At 74.7% G+C, this 13,834-nt stretch carries 12 protein-coding genes; 7 read left to right on the top strand and 5 right to left on the bottom strand.

The features are described from left to right. Together PAI11_RS27030 and PAI11_RS09920 are read left to right on the top strand one after the other, a co-directional pair. On the top strand, window positions 1–368 hold a 368-nt coding region (locus PAI11_RS27030), incomplete at its 5' end, for a hypothetical protein (RefSeq protein ID WP_050897185.1). Between the two features lie 27 nt (window positions 369–395). Continuing rightward, window positions 396–3,422: a hypothetical protein gene (locus tag PAI11_RS09920; RefSeq protein ID WP_007573812.1), complete on the top strand. Its 3,027-nt coding sequence runs from the start codon at window positions 396–398 to the stop codon at window positions 3,420–3,422. Between the two features lie 9 nt (window positions 3,423–3,431). Here the strand turns inward: PAI11_RS09920 and PAI11_RS09915 are convergent, their stop codons facing one another. The 4 genes from PAI11_RS09915 to PAI11_RS09900 form a co-directional block, all read right to left on the bottom strand. Beyond that, complete coding sequence (locus PAI11_RS09915) at window positions 3,432–4,118, bottom strand: alpha-ketoglutarate-dependent dioxygenase AlkB family protein (RefSeq protein WP_007573810.1); 687 nt, start codon at window positions 4,116–4,118, stop codon at window positions 3,432–3,434. Further along, window positions 4,115–4,753 (bottom strand): methylated-DNA--[protein]-cysteine S-methyltransferase, encoded by a 639-nt coding sequence (locus PAI11_RS09910; RefSeq protein ID WP_007573808.1) that lies wholly within the window; start codon window positions 4,751–4,753, stop codon window positions 4,115–4,117. The genes PAI11_RS09915 and PAI11_RS09910 overlap by 4 nt, the downstream gene beginning before the upstream one ends. A 47-nt stretch (window positions 4,754–4,800) precedes the next feature. Continuing rightward, window positions 4,801–5,337: an RNA polymerase sigma factor gene (locus PAI11_RS09905; protein ID WP_007573806.1), complete on the bottom strand. Its 537-nt coding sequence runs from the start codon at window positions 5,335–5,337 to the stop codon at window positions 4,801–4,803. Between the two features lie 96 nt (window positions 5,338–5,433). Further along, on the bottom strand, window positions 5,434–6,903 hold the full coding sequence (locus PAI11_RS09900) for an acetate--CoA ligase (protein WP_007573804.1): 1,470 nt from the start codon (window positions 6,901–6,903) through the stop codon (window positions 5,434–5,436). 190 nt (window positions 6,904–7,093) lie between these two features. Between PAI11_RS09900 and PAI11_RS09895 the strand changes: the two genes are divergently transcribed. The 5 genes from PAI11_RS09895 (at window position 7,094) to PAI11_RS09875 (ending at window position 12,388) form a co-directional block, all read left to right on the top strand. Then, the gene (locus PAI11_RS09895; RefSeq protein ID WP_007573802.1) at window positions 7,094–8,164 is read left to right on the top strand and encodes an ABC transporter substrate-binding protein; all 1,071 of its coding nucleotides are present in this window, start codon (window positions 7,094–7,096) and stop codon (window positions 8,162–8,164) included. 97 nt (window positions 8,165–8,261) lie between these two features. Then, window positions 8,262–9,344 (top strand): FecCD family ABC transporter permease, encoded by a 1,083-nt coding sequence (locus PAI11_RS09890; RefSeq protein WP_007573799.1) that lies wholly within the window; start codon window positions 8,262–8,264, stop codon window positions 9,342–9,344. Next, window positions 9,341–10,423, top strand: coding sequence for a FecCD family ABC transporter permease (locus tag PAI11_RS09885; protein WP_244406532.1), 1,083 nt, complete (start codon window positions 9,341–9,343; stop codon window positions 10,421–10,423). Before PAI11_RS09890 ends, PAI11_RS09885 begins: the two co-directional genes overlap by 4 nt. Then, window positions 10,420–11,301, top strand: a complete 882-nt coding sequence (locus tag PAI11_RS09880; protein WP_007573795.1) for an ABC transporter ATP-binding protein — start codon at window positions 10,420–10,422, stop codon at window positions 11,299–11,301. Before PAI11_RS09885 ends, PAI11_RS09880 begins: the two co-directional genes overlap by 4 nt. A 46-nt stretch (window positions 11,302–11,347) precedes the next feature. Beyond that, the gene (locus PAI11_RS09875) at window positions 11,348–12,388 is read left to right on the top strand and encodes an iron-siderophore ABC transporter substrate-binding protein (protein ID WP_007573793.1); all 1,041 of its coding nucleotides are present in this window, start codon (window positions 11,348–11,350) and stop codon (window positions 12,386–12,388) included. Between the two features lie 48 nt (window positions 12,389–12,436). Here PAI11_RS09875 and PAI11_RS09870 read toward each other — a convergent pair. After that, window positions 12,437–13,834, bottom strand: a 1,398-nt coding sequence (locus PAI11_RS09870; RefSeq protein WP_040599612.1) for a helix-turn-helix transcriptional regulator, incomplete at its 5' end; no start/stop codon positions are given.

Genomic DNA, 13,834 nt, shown 5'->3' with positions numbered 1-13,834 from the left:
TCCTCGACGGCTCCGCGATCATCGCCGGCGACGGCGCGGGCGGCGGCAACGGCGGCCAGGGCGGCTCCGGCGGCATCGGCGGCGAGGGCGGCGCCGGCGGCCTGACCACCGACGGCGGCCTCTTCCAGGACGTCGACGGCGAGACCGGGCTCGGCGGCAAGGGCGGCAACGGCGGCGAGGGCGGCGACGGCGGCTCGGGTGGCGGCGGCGCCGGCGGTCCGAGCATCGCGATCGCCCGCTTCGGCGGCTCGACCTCGACGGTCACCGGCTCGACCCTGACCCACGGCAACGGCGGCCCGGGCGGCATCAGCCCCGCCGGCGGCGCGTCCAACGGGGCGGCCGGCCAGGCGGCCGACCAGCTCCCGTAGCCGACCGAGCGAGCGAAGGAGCGCACGATGGCCCTTCCGGCCCAGACGATGCGGATCGTGGTCGCGGCGTTGATCGCCGCGGCCCTGGCCGCCGGAGCCGTCGTGCTCCCGCCGCGCAGCGAGGCCGCGCCGACCCCGGCGCAGCGCCTGAACGTGATCCCGGACCCGTGGCTGGGTCCGGTGATCGACGACCTCGGGCAGGGGCGGCCGCTGGGGCGGCTGCTGAAGGACGTGCTCTGCCCGCCGGTCGGCGAGGTCGACGAGCTGGTCAGCGGCGTCCCCGGGCTCCAGGACCTGACCGGGATCCTCGAGACCGGCGCCTGCAACCTCGACGTCCTCGACTACAGCTACCACACCGAGTTCCGCCGCAAGGACGGCTCGCTGGTGGTCAAGAACGTGCCGGCGATCGTCAACGTGCCGACGCTCCTGAACGTCGACGACGATCCCGGCGCCGAGTTCGCGGCCACGATCCGCGTGCTCGGGATCGACCAGATGGTGGTCCAGATCGATCGCGTCGGGCCGATCCTCGGCGACGGCGTGCTGAAGCCGCTGCCGGCCTCGGTCGAGGCGGTCATCGCCGACCCGTCGAAGGGCTCGCTGCCGCGCAAGCGGATCGCCTACGGCTTCGACGCCAAGGATTCCAGCGCCCCGACCCAGTGGGAGACGGTGCTGCGGCTGACCGACGTCTTCGGCTCGCCCGACCCGCTGAAGCTCGGCGTCGACTTCAACCAGACCGGCGCGACGGGCCCCGTCGCGGTCACCGGCGAGATCTACAACCCCGACTCCTCGAACCTCGGCCGCCGCGACCGGATCGGCGGTGCGGTCCGCTTCGCCCGTCCGCCGGCGCGGGCCTCGGTCGACCTCGAGCTCGGCGACCGCGTCGAGGCGCACCTGCGCACGACGACGCCGACCCGCGTCGACGTGCTCGCGCGGATGCAGGAGAACGACGACGAGACCCGGGTCGAGGCGGCGATCGACGAGCTGCCGCGCCAGGTCGACATCGCCTTCGAGTCACCGGCGGCGAACCAGATGCGGATCGACTACGACGCGATCAGCCCGATCGCGGCGCTCGACGCGCGCTACACGCAGCGCAAGGGCGCGCCGGACTACGACCAGGTGACGACGACCGCCGAGGCGCACGTCCGCGACATCCCGCAGGGCCTCACGGTCCAGCAGACCGGGCCCGAGGACATCCGCTTCAGCACCCGCGGCGGCAAGGTCGGGGCGATCGAGGCGGCCTTCGCCAGCGGCGGCGCGCCGCTCACGGAGAGCGAGCCCGGCGACTACGTGAAGGTCTTCCAGGACGGCGCCTTCAACTCGATCTCGGCCCGGCTGCTGGGCCTCGAGCGCGCCAGCTTCTCCGGGGCCGCGCCGATGGTGATCGACGCGACCCTCGAGCCGGGCCCGGTGCGGGCGTCCGTCCACACCTCCGACCTCGACGCCGAGGCGACCGTCCGCGACCTGCCGCACGTCCTGCGGCTGGTGCTCGACCTGGAGAAGCCGCGGGTCGTCTACGACGGCAACGGCCAGGGCATCGACGAGATCAACGTCAAGGCCCAGAGCGCCAAGCCGCTGTTCGCCCGCGCGACCCACCTGGACGCGACCGTCAAGGGGATCCCGGCGACGATGCAGCTGGACCTCAAGCAGTCCGGCGACGCGGTCGAGTTCGTGACCGACAACCCGATCGGCTCGATCCAGCTGCTGGCCTCCGACGGCCACGGCGAGAGCCTGCCGGCCGGTCAGCAGGGGGTGATCTTCCGCGACCAGCAGGACCGCTGGCTGATCTTCGGCCGGGTCTTCGGGCTGCGCCAGGTCAAGCTCCAGCCCGAGCCGCTGAAGGTGCTGGTGCGGGCGGGCGAGGGCAAGCCGTTCACCGCCGACGCGACGATCCGCCAGCCGGGGGGAGACCTGGGCGTCCACGGCAGCATCGAGAACCTGCCGCGGCGGGTCGAGGTCGGCCTGACCCAGGACGCGTCGGACGGGACCAAGATCGCCTACGACGCCGACGCGCCGATCGGCCGGATCGTGCTCTCCGGCCAGAACCTCGAGCTGATCGATCGCGCCGACGACTTCCGGATCGCGGTCGACGACGTCCCGACCCACTTCGAGGCCAAGCTGCCCAAGAGCGGGCCGCTGATCGAGGCGTCGGCGATCGACCCGATCGGGGCGATCAAGATCCAGCTCGCCGACGGCGGCTTCGAGGAGCTGCCGGCGGGCCGCGACGGGGCGATCTACCTGGACACCAACAGCCGCTTCGCGATCACCGCCAAGGTCTCGCGGCTGCGGGGGCTGAAGGTGATCACCGATCCGCTGCCGGAGGTCTCCCTCGACCTGCCGGACACGCCGAACCCGTTCGACTTCAAGATCGAGCGCCAGAAGTTCCCGGACGAGCCGATCGAGTACTTCCGGGGCACGATCGACAAGCCGCAGCGCGACACCAAGGTCAAGCTGACGACCGACCCGGAGGTGCGGCTCGACTACCAGGCCGGCGGGGCGATCGACACGATCGGGCTCGAGTCCAACGTCGGCAGCCTGGGGCTGATCGACGCGACGCTCTCGAACCTGCCGCGGGCGCTGAAGATCTGCTTCGCCTCGGGCCCCGGCTGCAAGCGGCCGGAGTCGCCGGACGACGACGCGCTGGTCTCGGCCGACATCGACGACGACGATGCCAGCCACGGGCCGATCGTCCTCAACGGGCTGATCTGCCTGTCGCCGGACTCCGACGTCGACTGCCGCAACGCGAGCCTGCGCAAGACGTTCGTGACGTTCGAGAACCTCAGCGTCCGCGAGTTCGCGTTCGACGCCGTCAGCGACGGCGTCAGCAGCGGCGCGTTCATCGACACCGACAACAAGGACCTGACCGGCAAGGTCGAGTACCGCGACACCGACCTGCCGATCATCGACGGCTTCCGGATCAGCCTGCCCAGCGGGTTCCGGGCCCAGAACCGCCAGGCCGGGATCTTCTCCTCGGCCGGCACGATCGTCTGCCCGAGCGGGACGACGATCGGCACCATCAGCCCGGACATCAACCTGGCCGGGCTCCTCTGTCCCTAGGGGCGCGCCTCAGCCGTCGAGACCGGTGACCCGCAGCGTCAGGTTCAGGCGCCCGCCGCGCAGGCCGTGCGGCGGGTCGCCCTGGCCGAGCGCGGGTTGCCGGTCGTCGTCGGCGAGGGTCCGCGGGACCCCGTGGAAGCAGAACCGCGAGGGCCCGCCGAAGACGAACAGGTCGCCGGAGCGCAGCTCGACGTCGGTGTATGGGCGGCCGCGGGTCTCGCGGTTGCCGAACCGGAAGATGCAGCTCGCGCCGATGCTCAGCGAGACGACCGGCGCGTCGCTGCGCTCGTCCTCGTCGCGGTGCATCCCCATCCGGGCCTGGCCGTCGTAGAAGTTGACCAGGGCCGCGTCGGGCCGGTAGTCGCGGGCCGCCCGTGCGTCGTAGGCGTCGGCCAGCGCCCGCCGCCCGAGGTCGCCGAGCCAGTCCGGGAACGGCGTCACCGGCTGGCCGTCGACGTCCTCGGCGATCCGGCTGTAGCGGTAGGGGATCCAGTGCCAGCCGAGGCAGACGGTCTGGACCGACATCAGGCCGCCGTTCGGGAGCCGGGTGCGGCGCATCGGCGCCGGGCCGGCGGCCCACTCGCGGCAGGCGGCGACCAGCCGCCGCTGCTCGTCGACGGTCAGCCAGTCCGGGACGTGGACGGCCCCGGGCGCGATCTCGACCCGTTCCCGCGGGAGCAGCGGGCCGTCGCTCATGCCGGTCGCTCGAGCGCCAGCAGCTGCCCCTTGGCGGCCGCCCCGCCGCGGTACTGCCCGAGCGCGCCGTCGGAGCGCAGCACGCGGTGACAGGGCACCAGCAGCGGCAGCGGGTTGGTGGCAAGGGCGGTGCCGGCGGCGCGGACGGCGTTCGGGCTGCCGGCGACGGTCGCGACGTCGCGGTAGGAGGAGGTGGCGCCGTAGGGGATTCGGGCGGTGGCCTCGAGCACCTGACGCCGGAACGCGCGCGTCAGGCGCCAGTCGAGGGCCACGTCGAACTGCCTGCGGGCGCCCGCGAAGTACTCGTCGAGCTCGTGGCGGGCGGTGGTCAGCAGCGCGCTGCCGGAGCGCAGGACGCGCGGGGAGATCTCGCGGGCCAGCTGCTCGAGCACGGCCTCGGGGTCCTCGGCGGGCAGCCCGATCCGGACCACGCCGCGGGCGGTCGCGCCGATCCGGAGCCGGCCGAGCGGGCTGTCGTGGTCCTCGTAGGCGACGTCGACCAGGCCGTCGGCGGCGGCGCGTCCGGCGAACCGCTGCCGGGCGCGGGCAAAGGCGTCCTCCGGCGCGTCGTCCGCCGCCCGCAGGGCCGCGATCGTGGCCGCGTCGTCAGGGTCGGTGGTGGGGGTGGGGGTCATGCTCGTCGGACGGTCGGGGCGGGCGGTTCGTGAGGTCGTCGGGCGGCCTAGGCGCGATCGCCGTCGGCGCGCAGGCGCCGCAGGCCCTCGTGGACGTTGCGGCGGGCGGCCTCGGTCGAGGTGCCCATCGCGGCGCCGACGTCGCGGTGCGGCAGGTCGGCGAGGAAGCGCAGGGCGATCGCCTCGCGCTGCTTGGGCGGGAGCTGGGCGACCCGGCTCCAGACCGACCCGGTCGGCTCGGGATCGAGCCAGGCGCCGGCCTGCTCGTCGATCCGGTCGCTCGGCGTCGGCCCCCGCGCGGCGGATCGCGCGCCGTCGATCACCTTGCGGTGGGCGATCGCGAACAGCCAGCCGAGGACGGCGTCGGGATCGCGCAGCTGCGGGTAGCGCCGCAGCGCCGCCAGCAGCGTCTCCTGGAACGCGTCCTCGCCGCGGTCCGGGCCGAGCCGGGCGATGCAGAAGCGCAGCAGGGCCCGGCCGTGGAGCTCGACCACGGCGTCGAATGGCGGCAGCCGGCTGCGCCGCGGGCGGGCGGGATCGACGGGAGCGATCGACGAATCGTCGCGGGTGGCGGGGACGGGCACGATCGTGGGACGGACGAGCGCGGCGGAACGTGAGATCGGCGGGGCGGGTGACGTTCCGGTCGGCGGACGACCGGGACGTGACGGCCGCCCGTCCGATCAGCGGCCCGGCGGCTCCCGCTCCGCCCGCAGCGCCGCGCGCCGGAGCTTGCCGGAGGTCGTCATCGGCAGCGCGTCGCGGAACTCGACGATCCGGGGGTACTTGTACGGGGCGGTCTGGCGGCGGACGTGCTCCTGCAGCTCGGCGACGAGCGGGTCGCCGGGCTGGTGGCCCTCGCGCAGCACGACGACCGCGCGGACGACGCTGCCGCGCTCGGGATCGGCGGCCGCGACGACGCCGACCTCGGCGACGGCCGGGTGGGTGAGCATCGCCGACTCGACCTCGAACGGGCCGATCCGGTAGCCGGCGCTGATGATCACGTCGTCGGTGCGGGCCTCGAAGTACAGGTAGCCGTCGTCGTCCTGGCGGACGCGGTCGCCGGTCCGCCACGGCCGGTCGCGCGGGTGTGGCGGGCGGCCGAGGTAGCCGGAGAAGAAGGTCGGGACGGTCGCCGGGTCGACGACCAGCTCGCCGTCGTCGATCCAGAGCCGGACGCCGGGCAGCGGCAGGCCCATCGACGCCGGGCGGGCCGGGCGATCGGCGGGGTTGGCGGTCAGCTGCCCGGTCTCGGTCTGGCCGAAGCCGTCGCGGATCTCCAGGCCCGTGGCGGTCCGCCAGGCGTCGAGCACCTCGGGGTTGAGCGCCTCGCCGGCGGCGACCAGGCCGTGCAGCGACGGGCACGGCTCGACCGCGGTGCGCTTGGCGATGATCCGGTACTCGGTCGGCGCCATGCAGAGGACGGCGACCTGCTCCTCGCGGACGATCGCCAGCCGCTCCGCCGGGTCGAAGCGGGCGTCGTGCAGGAGCCCGGCGGCGCCGCGCAGCCACGGGGCGATGAAGACGTTGCGGGCGGACTTCGACCAGCCGCTGGCGGCGGTGCACCAGACCAGCTCGCCGGCCGCCGGCGCCAGCCAGTGCTCGGCCTGCAGCGCCTGGCCGGTCAGGTAGCGCTGCGCGTGGAGGACCGGCTTCGGCTCGCCCGCGGTGCCGCTGGTGAACGTGATCAGGCAGGGGTCGGCGGGGGCCAGCTCGGCGTGGGGCGGGGCTGGCCGACCGGGATCGAAGAGCGCGGCGTCGGGGATCTCGAGGATCGCGATCCCGTCGCGGTCGCCGAGCGCCTGCTCCAGCACGGTGCGGTTGCGCTCGTCGCAGACGATCGCGCGCGGGTCGCTGGCGGCGATCCGCAGCGCCAGGTCCTTCGCTCGCAGCTGCTCCGTGCAGGGCAGGACGACGGCACCGAGGCGGAAGCAGGCGACCATCGCGAAGACCCACTCGGGGCGGTTGCCGACCAGCGTCATCACGACGTCGCCGCGGCCGACGCCGGCCTGCTCCAGGGTCCCGGCGAACGCGCCGCCGCGGGCCGTCACGTCGCCGAAGCTCCACTCGCGGCGGGCGCCGTCGCGGGCTCGCTCGACCAGCGCCCGACGGCGCGGGTCGTGGGCGCCGACGACGTCGCGGGCGAAGTTCACCGGGCGCCTCCGCGGTGGCGGGGCGGCCCGGCGGTCGCCGCGCTGGGACCGGTGGGGGAGGCCATCGTCCGGATTCTCGGCGATCTCGCGCGCGGCCGGCTAGCCGACCGCTCAGGTCGGATATGAATTAGGGTGCCCTTCGCTCGGGTGCGTCGAACGGCGCCCGCTCGACCGATCGAAACGGAGACCGATGCAGCACGACCGCCAGCCCGTCCCGCCGAGCCGCTCGCGACTCGCTCACCTGGAGCGGGCGCCGCACGGTCGTCGCGGGTTCCTCTCGGGAGCGCTGGCCGGCGCCGCCGCGCTGGGGCTCGCCGCCTGCGGCGACGACGGCGGGTCGGGGAGTCGGAGCGGGGCGACGCCGGCCGCCAGCGGGGGATCGTTCCCGGCCACCGTCCGCCACGTCCACGGCACGACGACGATCGACCGCGAGCCCAAGCGGGTCGTCTCCTACGGCTTCACCGACCACGACACGATGCTCGCGCTCGGCGTCGTCCCGGTCCTGCTCCAACAGTGGATCCCGGAGTGGAAGCGGGGCGTCGGGCCGTGGGCGCTGCCGGCCCTCGGCGACGCCCGCCCGACGCTGGTCGCCAACCCCGAGATCGACTTCGAGAAGGTCGCCGCGGCCCGCCCGGACCTGATCGTGGCGGTCAGCTTCGACCTCAAGAAGAGCGACTACGAGAAGCTCTCGAAGCTCGCGCCGACCGTCGCGCCGCTGGCCGGCTACACGCCGTACGGGGCGCCGTGGGACGAGATGGCCGTCGCGGTCGGCAGCGCGCTCGGCCGCCGGGCGCAGGCGGAGCGGCTCGTCCGCCGCGCCCGCGGGCAGCTCGCCGCCGTCGGCGACGGCAACCCCGCGTTCGCCGGCAAGACCGCGGCGACCATCACCTACTACGACGGCAAGTTCGCGATCTACTCCGACACCGACACCCGCGGCCGCTTCATGAAGGCGATCGGCTTCGATCAGCCGCCGGCGATCAAGCGGCTGTTCGGCGACCAGTTCGTCGTCGACCTCAGCGAGGAGCGGCTCGAGCTGCTCGACGAGCTCGACCTGGTCGTCGCGCTGGCCGACGGCGAGCCGGCCCAGCGGGGCTTCCGCGAGTCGCGGATCTACCAGCGGCTCGCGGTCGTCCGCGAGGGTCGCGCCGTGACGATCGACGACCTCGACCAGGGGATGGCGCTCTCGGCCTCGTCGGTGAGCGCGATCCCGTTCGCGATCGACGCCCTGCTGCCGGGGCTCCGGCGCGCGGTGCGGGCCTAGTCGGGCGGCCCGCCGCGGGCGCGTGGGAGCGACGGCGGCGTTAACCCGACCGAGGGAGTCGGTGTTAGGGCACCCATCCTGTTAGGGTGCCCAACCGGTGAGCAGCGCCGCCGTCACCACGACCCAGCCCGCGTCCGCGACGCGTCCCGAGGAGCCCGCCGCCGGGCCGCCCGCGCGCGTCCGCTCGTTCTCCGGGCGGGCTCTGGGCCTGCTGGTGGCCGCGGCGATCCTGCTCCTGGTCGCGCTGCTGAGCATCGGCGTCGGCGCCCGGTCGATCCCGCTCGACCGCGTTTGGGACCTGGTCTGGCACGCCGACGGCAGCGACGACGCGCTGGTGATCCACGACCTGCGGATCCCGCGCACGCTGCTCGGCCTGCTGGTCGGCGCCGCGCTCGGAGCGGCCGGGGCCCTGATGCAGGGGCTGACCCGCAACCCGCTGGCCGATCCCGGGCTGCTCGGCGTCAACGCGGGCGCGGCGACCGCGGTCGTGATCGCGATCGCGCTGCTCGACACCACCGACCTGATGACCTACGTCTGGTTCGCGTTCCTCGGCGCGGGACTGGCCTCGCTGCTCGTCTACGCGCTCGGCTCGGCCGGCCGCAGCGGCGCCACGCCGGTGCGGCTGGCGCTCGCCGGGACCGCGGTGACGTTCGCGCTGATGTCGTTCGTCTACGGGTTCACGATCCTGAACCCACGGGTCTTCGACCAGTACCGCCACTGGCAGGTCGGCGCGCTGTCCGGCCACGACGCGTCGCTGACCGCCGCGATCGCGCCCTTCATCGGCGCCGGCCTGGTGCTGGCGCTGCTGCTGGCCCGGCCGCTCAACGCGCTGGCGCTGGGCGACGACGCCGGCCGCGCCCTCGGCGCCCGGATCGGCCGCACCCGGCTGCTCGGCGCGCTCGGGATCACGCTGCTGTGCGGCGGGGCGACCGCGGCCGCCGGGCCGATCGCCTTCGTCGGGCTGACGGTGCCGCACGTGGCCCGGGCGCTGGTTGGCCCCGACCAGCGCTGGGTGCTGCCCTACTCGATGGTCCTGGCGCCGATCCTGCTGCTCGGAGCCGACGTGCTGGGGCGGGTCGTCAACCGCCCCGGCGAGGTCGAGGTCGGGATCGTGACCGCCGTGATCGGCGCGCCGGTCTTCATCGCGATCGTCCGCCGCGCCCGGATCGCCCAGCTGTGAGCACGGCGGGCGCATCGGTGGATCCGCGGGCGGCGCCGGCCGGGCTCGGGCGGGTCGTGCGCGTGCCGCTGCTCGGGGCGTCGCTGCGCGTGGCGCCGCGGACCCTCGGGGTCTGCGCGGGTCTGACCGTCGTCGCGCTCGTGGTCCTGATCCTGGCGGTCGGCACCGGCGAGTACCCGATCGCGCCCGGTCGCGTGCTCGAGACGCTGCTCGGCGGCGGCGACCAGGGCACCCGGTTCGTCGTCGAGACCCTGCGGCTGCCGCGGGCCCTGACCGGGCTGCTGGTCGGCGCGGCGCTGGGGGCCGGCGGCGCGATCCTCCAGAGCATCTCGCGCAATCCGCTGGGCAGCCCCGACATCGTCGGCTTCACCCAGGGCGCCTCGGCCGGCGCGGTGCTGCAGATCATCGCCTTCGGCGGCGGCGCCGCGGCGATCGCGACGGCCTCGATCGTCGGCGGCGTGCTGACGGCGGTCGTCGTCTACCTGCTGGCCTACCGCAACGGGGTCGCCGGCTACCGGCTGGTGCTGGTCGGGATCGGGATGGCCGCGCTGATGGCCGCCGTCACCGACTACCTGATCACCCGCGCCAGGCTGCAGGACGCGCAGCAGGCGTGGGTCTGGGTGACCGGCAGCCTCAACGGCCGCGGCTGGGAGCACGTGCGCCCGGTCGCGCTGGCGCTGCTGGTGCTGCTGCCACTGGTCGTGATCCTGGCCCGCGACCTGCGGATGATGGAGATGGGCGACGACGCGGCCAAGGCGCTCGGCGTCGCCGTCGAGCGCTCGCGGCTGCTGCTGGTGCTGGTCGCCGTCGGCCTGACGGCGGTCGCCACCGCCTCGGCCGGCCCGGTGCTCTTCGTCGGCCTGGCCGCGCCCCAGATCGCCCGCCGCCTGACCCGCGCGACCGGTCCCGGGGTCGGGGCCGCGGCCCTGACCGGCGCCGTCCTGCTGCTGAGCGCCGACCTCGCCGCCCAGCGGCTGTTCCCCGACAGCCAGCTGCCGGTCGGGGTCATGACCGGCGTGCTCGGCGGCGTCTACCTGATCTGGCTGTTGTCCAACGAGTGGCGGAGCAGGCGCGCATGAGCGACCACGACACGACATCACCGGCCGAGGGCCCGCGCCTGCGTGGCGAGCGGCTGACGCTGGCCTACGACTCCCGCACCGTCTCCAGCGACCTCGACGTCACGATCCCCGACGGCTCGTTCACGGTCATCGTCGGGCCCAACGCCTGCGGCAAGTCGACGCTGCTGCGGGCGCTGGCGCGGATGCTGAAGCCGCGCACGGGCGCCGTCGTGCTCGACGGCCAGGAGATCTCCTCGCTGCCGTCGAAGGAGGTCGCGCGCCGGCTCGGGCTGCTGCCGCAGAGCCCGATCGCCCCCGACGCGATCACCGTCGCCGACCTCGTCGCCCGCGGCCGCTATCCGCACCAGGGGATCCTGCGCCAGTGGTCGCGCGAGGACGAGCGCGCGGTCGATGCGGCGCTGCGGTCGACCGGCGTCCACGACCTGGCGGCGCGGGCGGTCGACGAGCTCTCGGGCGGGCAGCGGCAGCGGGTCTGGCTGGCGATGGCGCTGGCCCAGGAGACGCCGATCCTGCTGCTCGACGAGCCGACGACCTTCCTCGACATCGCCCACCAGGTCGAGGTCCTCGACCTCTGCGCGACGCTCCACGAGCAGCAGGGGGCGACGATGGTCGCGGTCCTCCACGACCTCAACCACGCCTGCCGCTACGCGACCCACGTGATCGCGATGCGCGACGGCGCGATCGTCGCCGAGGGCGACCCGTCGGAGATCGTCGACGCCGAGCTGGTGGAGCGCGTCTTCGGGCTCCGCTGCCGCGTGATCCCCGATCCGGAGACCGGCACGCCGCTGGTCGTCCCCGCCGCCCGCGTGCGGGCGGCGCCGAGCGCCGCGGCGCCGGCGGCCGACGCGCGGTCTCCCGCGATCGCCGCCAGCGCCTGATCCGGCACGGCTTCCCGACCACTTCCACGATCACGAGAGGCAACCCATGACTCCATCAGCCACCCTCCGAACGGGCCGCTGGCGGCTGGCCGCCGCCCTGCTGCTGGCCCTCGCGCTGGCGTTCGTGCTGGCCAGCTGCGGCTCCGACGACGACGGCGAGGCGACGACCGCGACGGCCGCCGACAAGGCCAGCGCGGCGTTCCCGGTCACGATCGAGCACAAGTACGGCAGCACCACGATCGAGGCCGAGCCGAAGCGGATCGTGACCGTCGGCATGACCGACCAGGACACCTTCCTGGCGCTGGGGATCAAGCCGGTCGGCGTCGACGACTGGTTCGGCGAGCGGCCCTACGGCAACTGGCCGTGGACGAAGGCGCGGTGGGGCAGCTTCAAGCCGACCGTCGTCGGCCAGTACGACGAGTACAAGTTCGAGAAGATCGCGGCGCTGCGCCCGGACCTGATCGTCGGCCTCTACTCGGGGATGACGAAGGGCAGCTACGCGAAGCTCTCCAAGATCGCCCCGACGATCGCGCAGCCCAAGGGTCACGCCGACTACTCGGCGCCGTGGCAGCTGATGGCCGAGATCTCCGGTCGCGCGGTCGGTCGCGAGGCCGAGGCCAGGAAGCTGGTCGCCGACGCCGAGGCGCGGTTCGCGAAGGTCCGCGACGAGCACGCCGACTTCAAGGGCAAGTCGATCACGATCACCGAGTTCTACGAGGGCGAGTTCTCGACCTTCGGCGCCGACGACCCGCGCCACCAGTTCTTCACCCAGCTGGGCTTCGTCGTCGATCCCGAGATCCGCAAGCTCTACCCGGGCGGCAAGACCGGGATGCTGAGCTCCGAGAAGCTCGACATCCTCGACGGCGACCGGCTGGTCGTCCTCTCGAGTCCCGAGACCGAGAAGCAGGTGGCCGCCCACAAGCTGTTCCACCGCGTGCCGGTGGTGCGCGACGGGCGGACGGTCTACCTGCCGTACGAGCGGCCGAAGCCGGAGGGCGCGGCGCTGGTCTTCAACACGGTCCTCAGCATCCCCTACGCGCTCGACGCGATCGTGCCGAAGCTGGCCGACCCGCAGGCGCAGCGATGAGCGCGCGGCCGCCGGGGGCGCGACCCCCGGCGGCCGCCGGCGTCGTCGTCAGCCGGCGTTCGCGGTCGCTCCTGGCTCGGCGTCGGCCGCCAGGCAGCCGGCGACCTGGTGCCGGCTGCGGACGTCGAGCTTGCGCAGGACCGCGCTGACGTGGGTCTCGGCGGTCTTCTGGGTGATGAAGGCCGCCTGGGCGATCTCGCGGTTCGTGAGGCCGTCGGCGACCAGCTCCGCGACCCGCCGCTGGGTCGCGGTCAGGCTCTGCACGCCACTGGCCAGGTGACGGCGCGGGCGCGCGCCGAGGACGTGCAGCTCGGTCCGGGCGCGCTCGGCGAGCGGCACCGCGCCGCAGCGGGCCGCCAGGTCCATCCCCTCCTCGAGCGCGGCGCGGGCGTGGCGGCGGAGGCCGTGGCGACGCTGGGCGACGCCGAGGTCGACCAGCGCGGTCGCGAGCGCGAGCCGGCGGGGCGTCGTGCGCAGCAGCGTCACGGCCTCCTGCAGGCCTGCGGCGCGGGCGCCGCCAGGGCCGACGAGGGCACGGGTCCGCAGCGTCGCGCCGAGCTCGCCGGGCGCTCCCCAGCGGCGGGTCAGCACCAGCGCCTCGTCGGCGAGGGCGACGGCGCGCCGCTGGTCGCCGAGCGCCGACGCCGCGCGGGCGGCGACCAGTCGCCACGGGGAGTTGCGCTCGACGTAGCCGACCGAGGCGCAGACCTCGCCGAAGCGGGTCGCCTCGGCCAGCGCCCGCTCGTGATCGCCGACCGCCTCGGCGTGGAACGCCCGGCCGAGGCGGACCAGGACCAGGTCGGGCAGGTCGAGGTCGCCGGCCCGCTCCCACTCGCGGAGCAGGTCGTCGGCCCGCTCGAGCTCGCCGGTGCCGACCAGCGCCTCGGCCAGGAAGCGGGCGCTGGCCGAGAGCCAGCGCGACGCGATGACCGTCCAGCGGACGTCGGACGCGCAGTCGAGCGCGGCCTCGCCGGCGGCCACGGCGCCGGGCAGGTCGCCGCGCTGCAGGCGCACCGACACGTGGCCGATCCAGCCCGACACGAGCGCCAGCGGCGACCCGCGCCGGCGGCCCTGGTCGAGCGCGATGTCGGACTCCCGCTCGACCGTCTCCAGGTCCTCAGCGAAGATCGCGGCGTAGCACGCCTGTCCCCAGGCGGGCGTCTCGGTTCCCTGCTCGCGGGCCAGAGCGCCGTCGCCGAGGGCGCGGCGGGCGAGGGCGAGCGCCACCTCGGCCCGCTGGTCGGGATCGAATCCGTGCGCCAGCGCCGCGTTGGCGAGCGCCAGCCGCTCGGCCGGCGTGTCGCCCGGCAGCCGCGCGTGGCGCAGCATCTCGCGCTGGGCGTCGGCGGACCGCGCGGGCACGTAGAGCGCCAGCGTGGTCCGCTCGACCTCCAGCCGCAGCGCCGGCTCGCCGTCGAGGCCGGCCCGCGCCGCGTCGAGCGCCCG

Source organism: Patulibacter medicamentivorans (genome assembly GCF_000240225.1).
GTDB classification, from domain to species: domain Bacteria; phylum Actinomycetota; class Thermoleophilia; order Solirubrobacterales; family Solirubrobacteraceae; genus Patulibacter; species Patulibacter medicamentivorans.
This window is presented reverse-complemented; position numbering and strand designations above follow the sequence as displayed.

Excerpts from the sequence above, each read along its gene's own strand:
- PAI11_RS09915 (WP_007573810.1), bottom strand. The coding sequence starts at position 4,118 with ATGAGCGACGGCCCGCTGCTCCCGCGGGAACGGGTCGAGATCGCGCCC.
- PAI11_RS09920 (WP_007573812.1), top strand. The coding sequence starts at position 396 with ATGGCCCTTCCGGCCCAGACGATGCGGATCGTGGTCGCGGCGTTGATC.
- PAI11_RS09875 (WP_007573793.1), top strand. The coding sequence starts at position 11,348 with ATGACTCCATCAGCCACCCTCCGAACGGGCCGCTGGCGGCTGGCCGCC.
- PAI11_RS09880 (WP_007573795.1), top strand. The coding sequence starts at position 10,420 with ATGAGCGACCACGACACGACATCACCGGCCGAGGGCCCGCGCCTGCGT.
- PAI11_RS09910 (WP_007573808.1), bottom strand. The coding sequence starts at position 4,753 with ATGACCCCCACCCCCACCACCGACCCTGACGACGCGGCCACGATCGCG.
- PAI11_RS09895 (WP_007573802.1), top strand. The coding sequence starts at position 7,094 with ATGCAGCACGACCGCCAGCCCGTCCCGCCGAGCCGCTCGCGACTCGCT.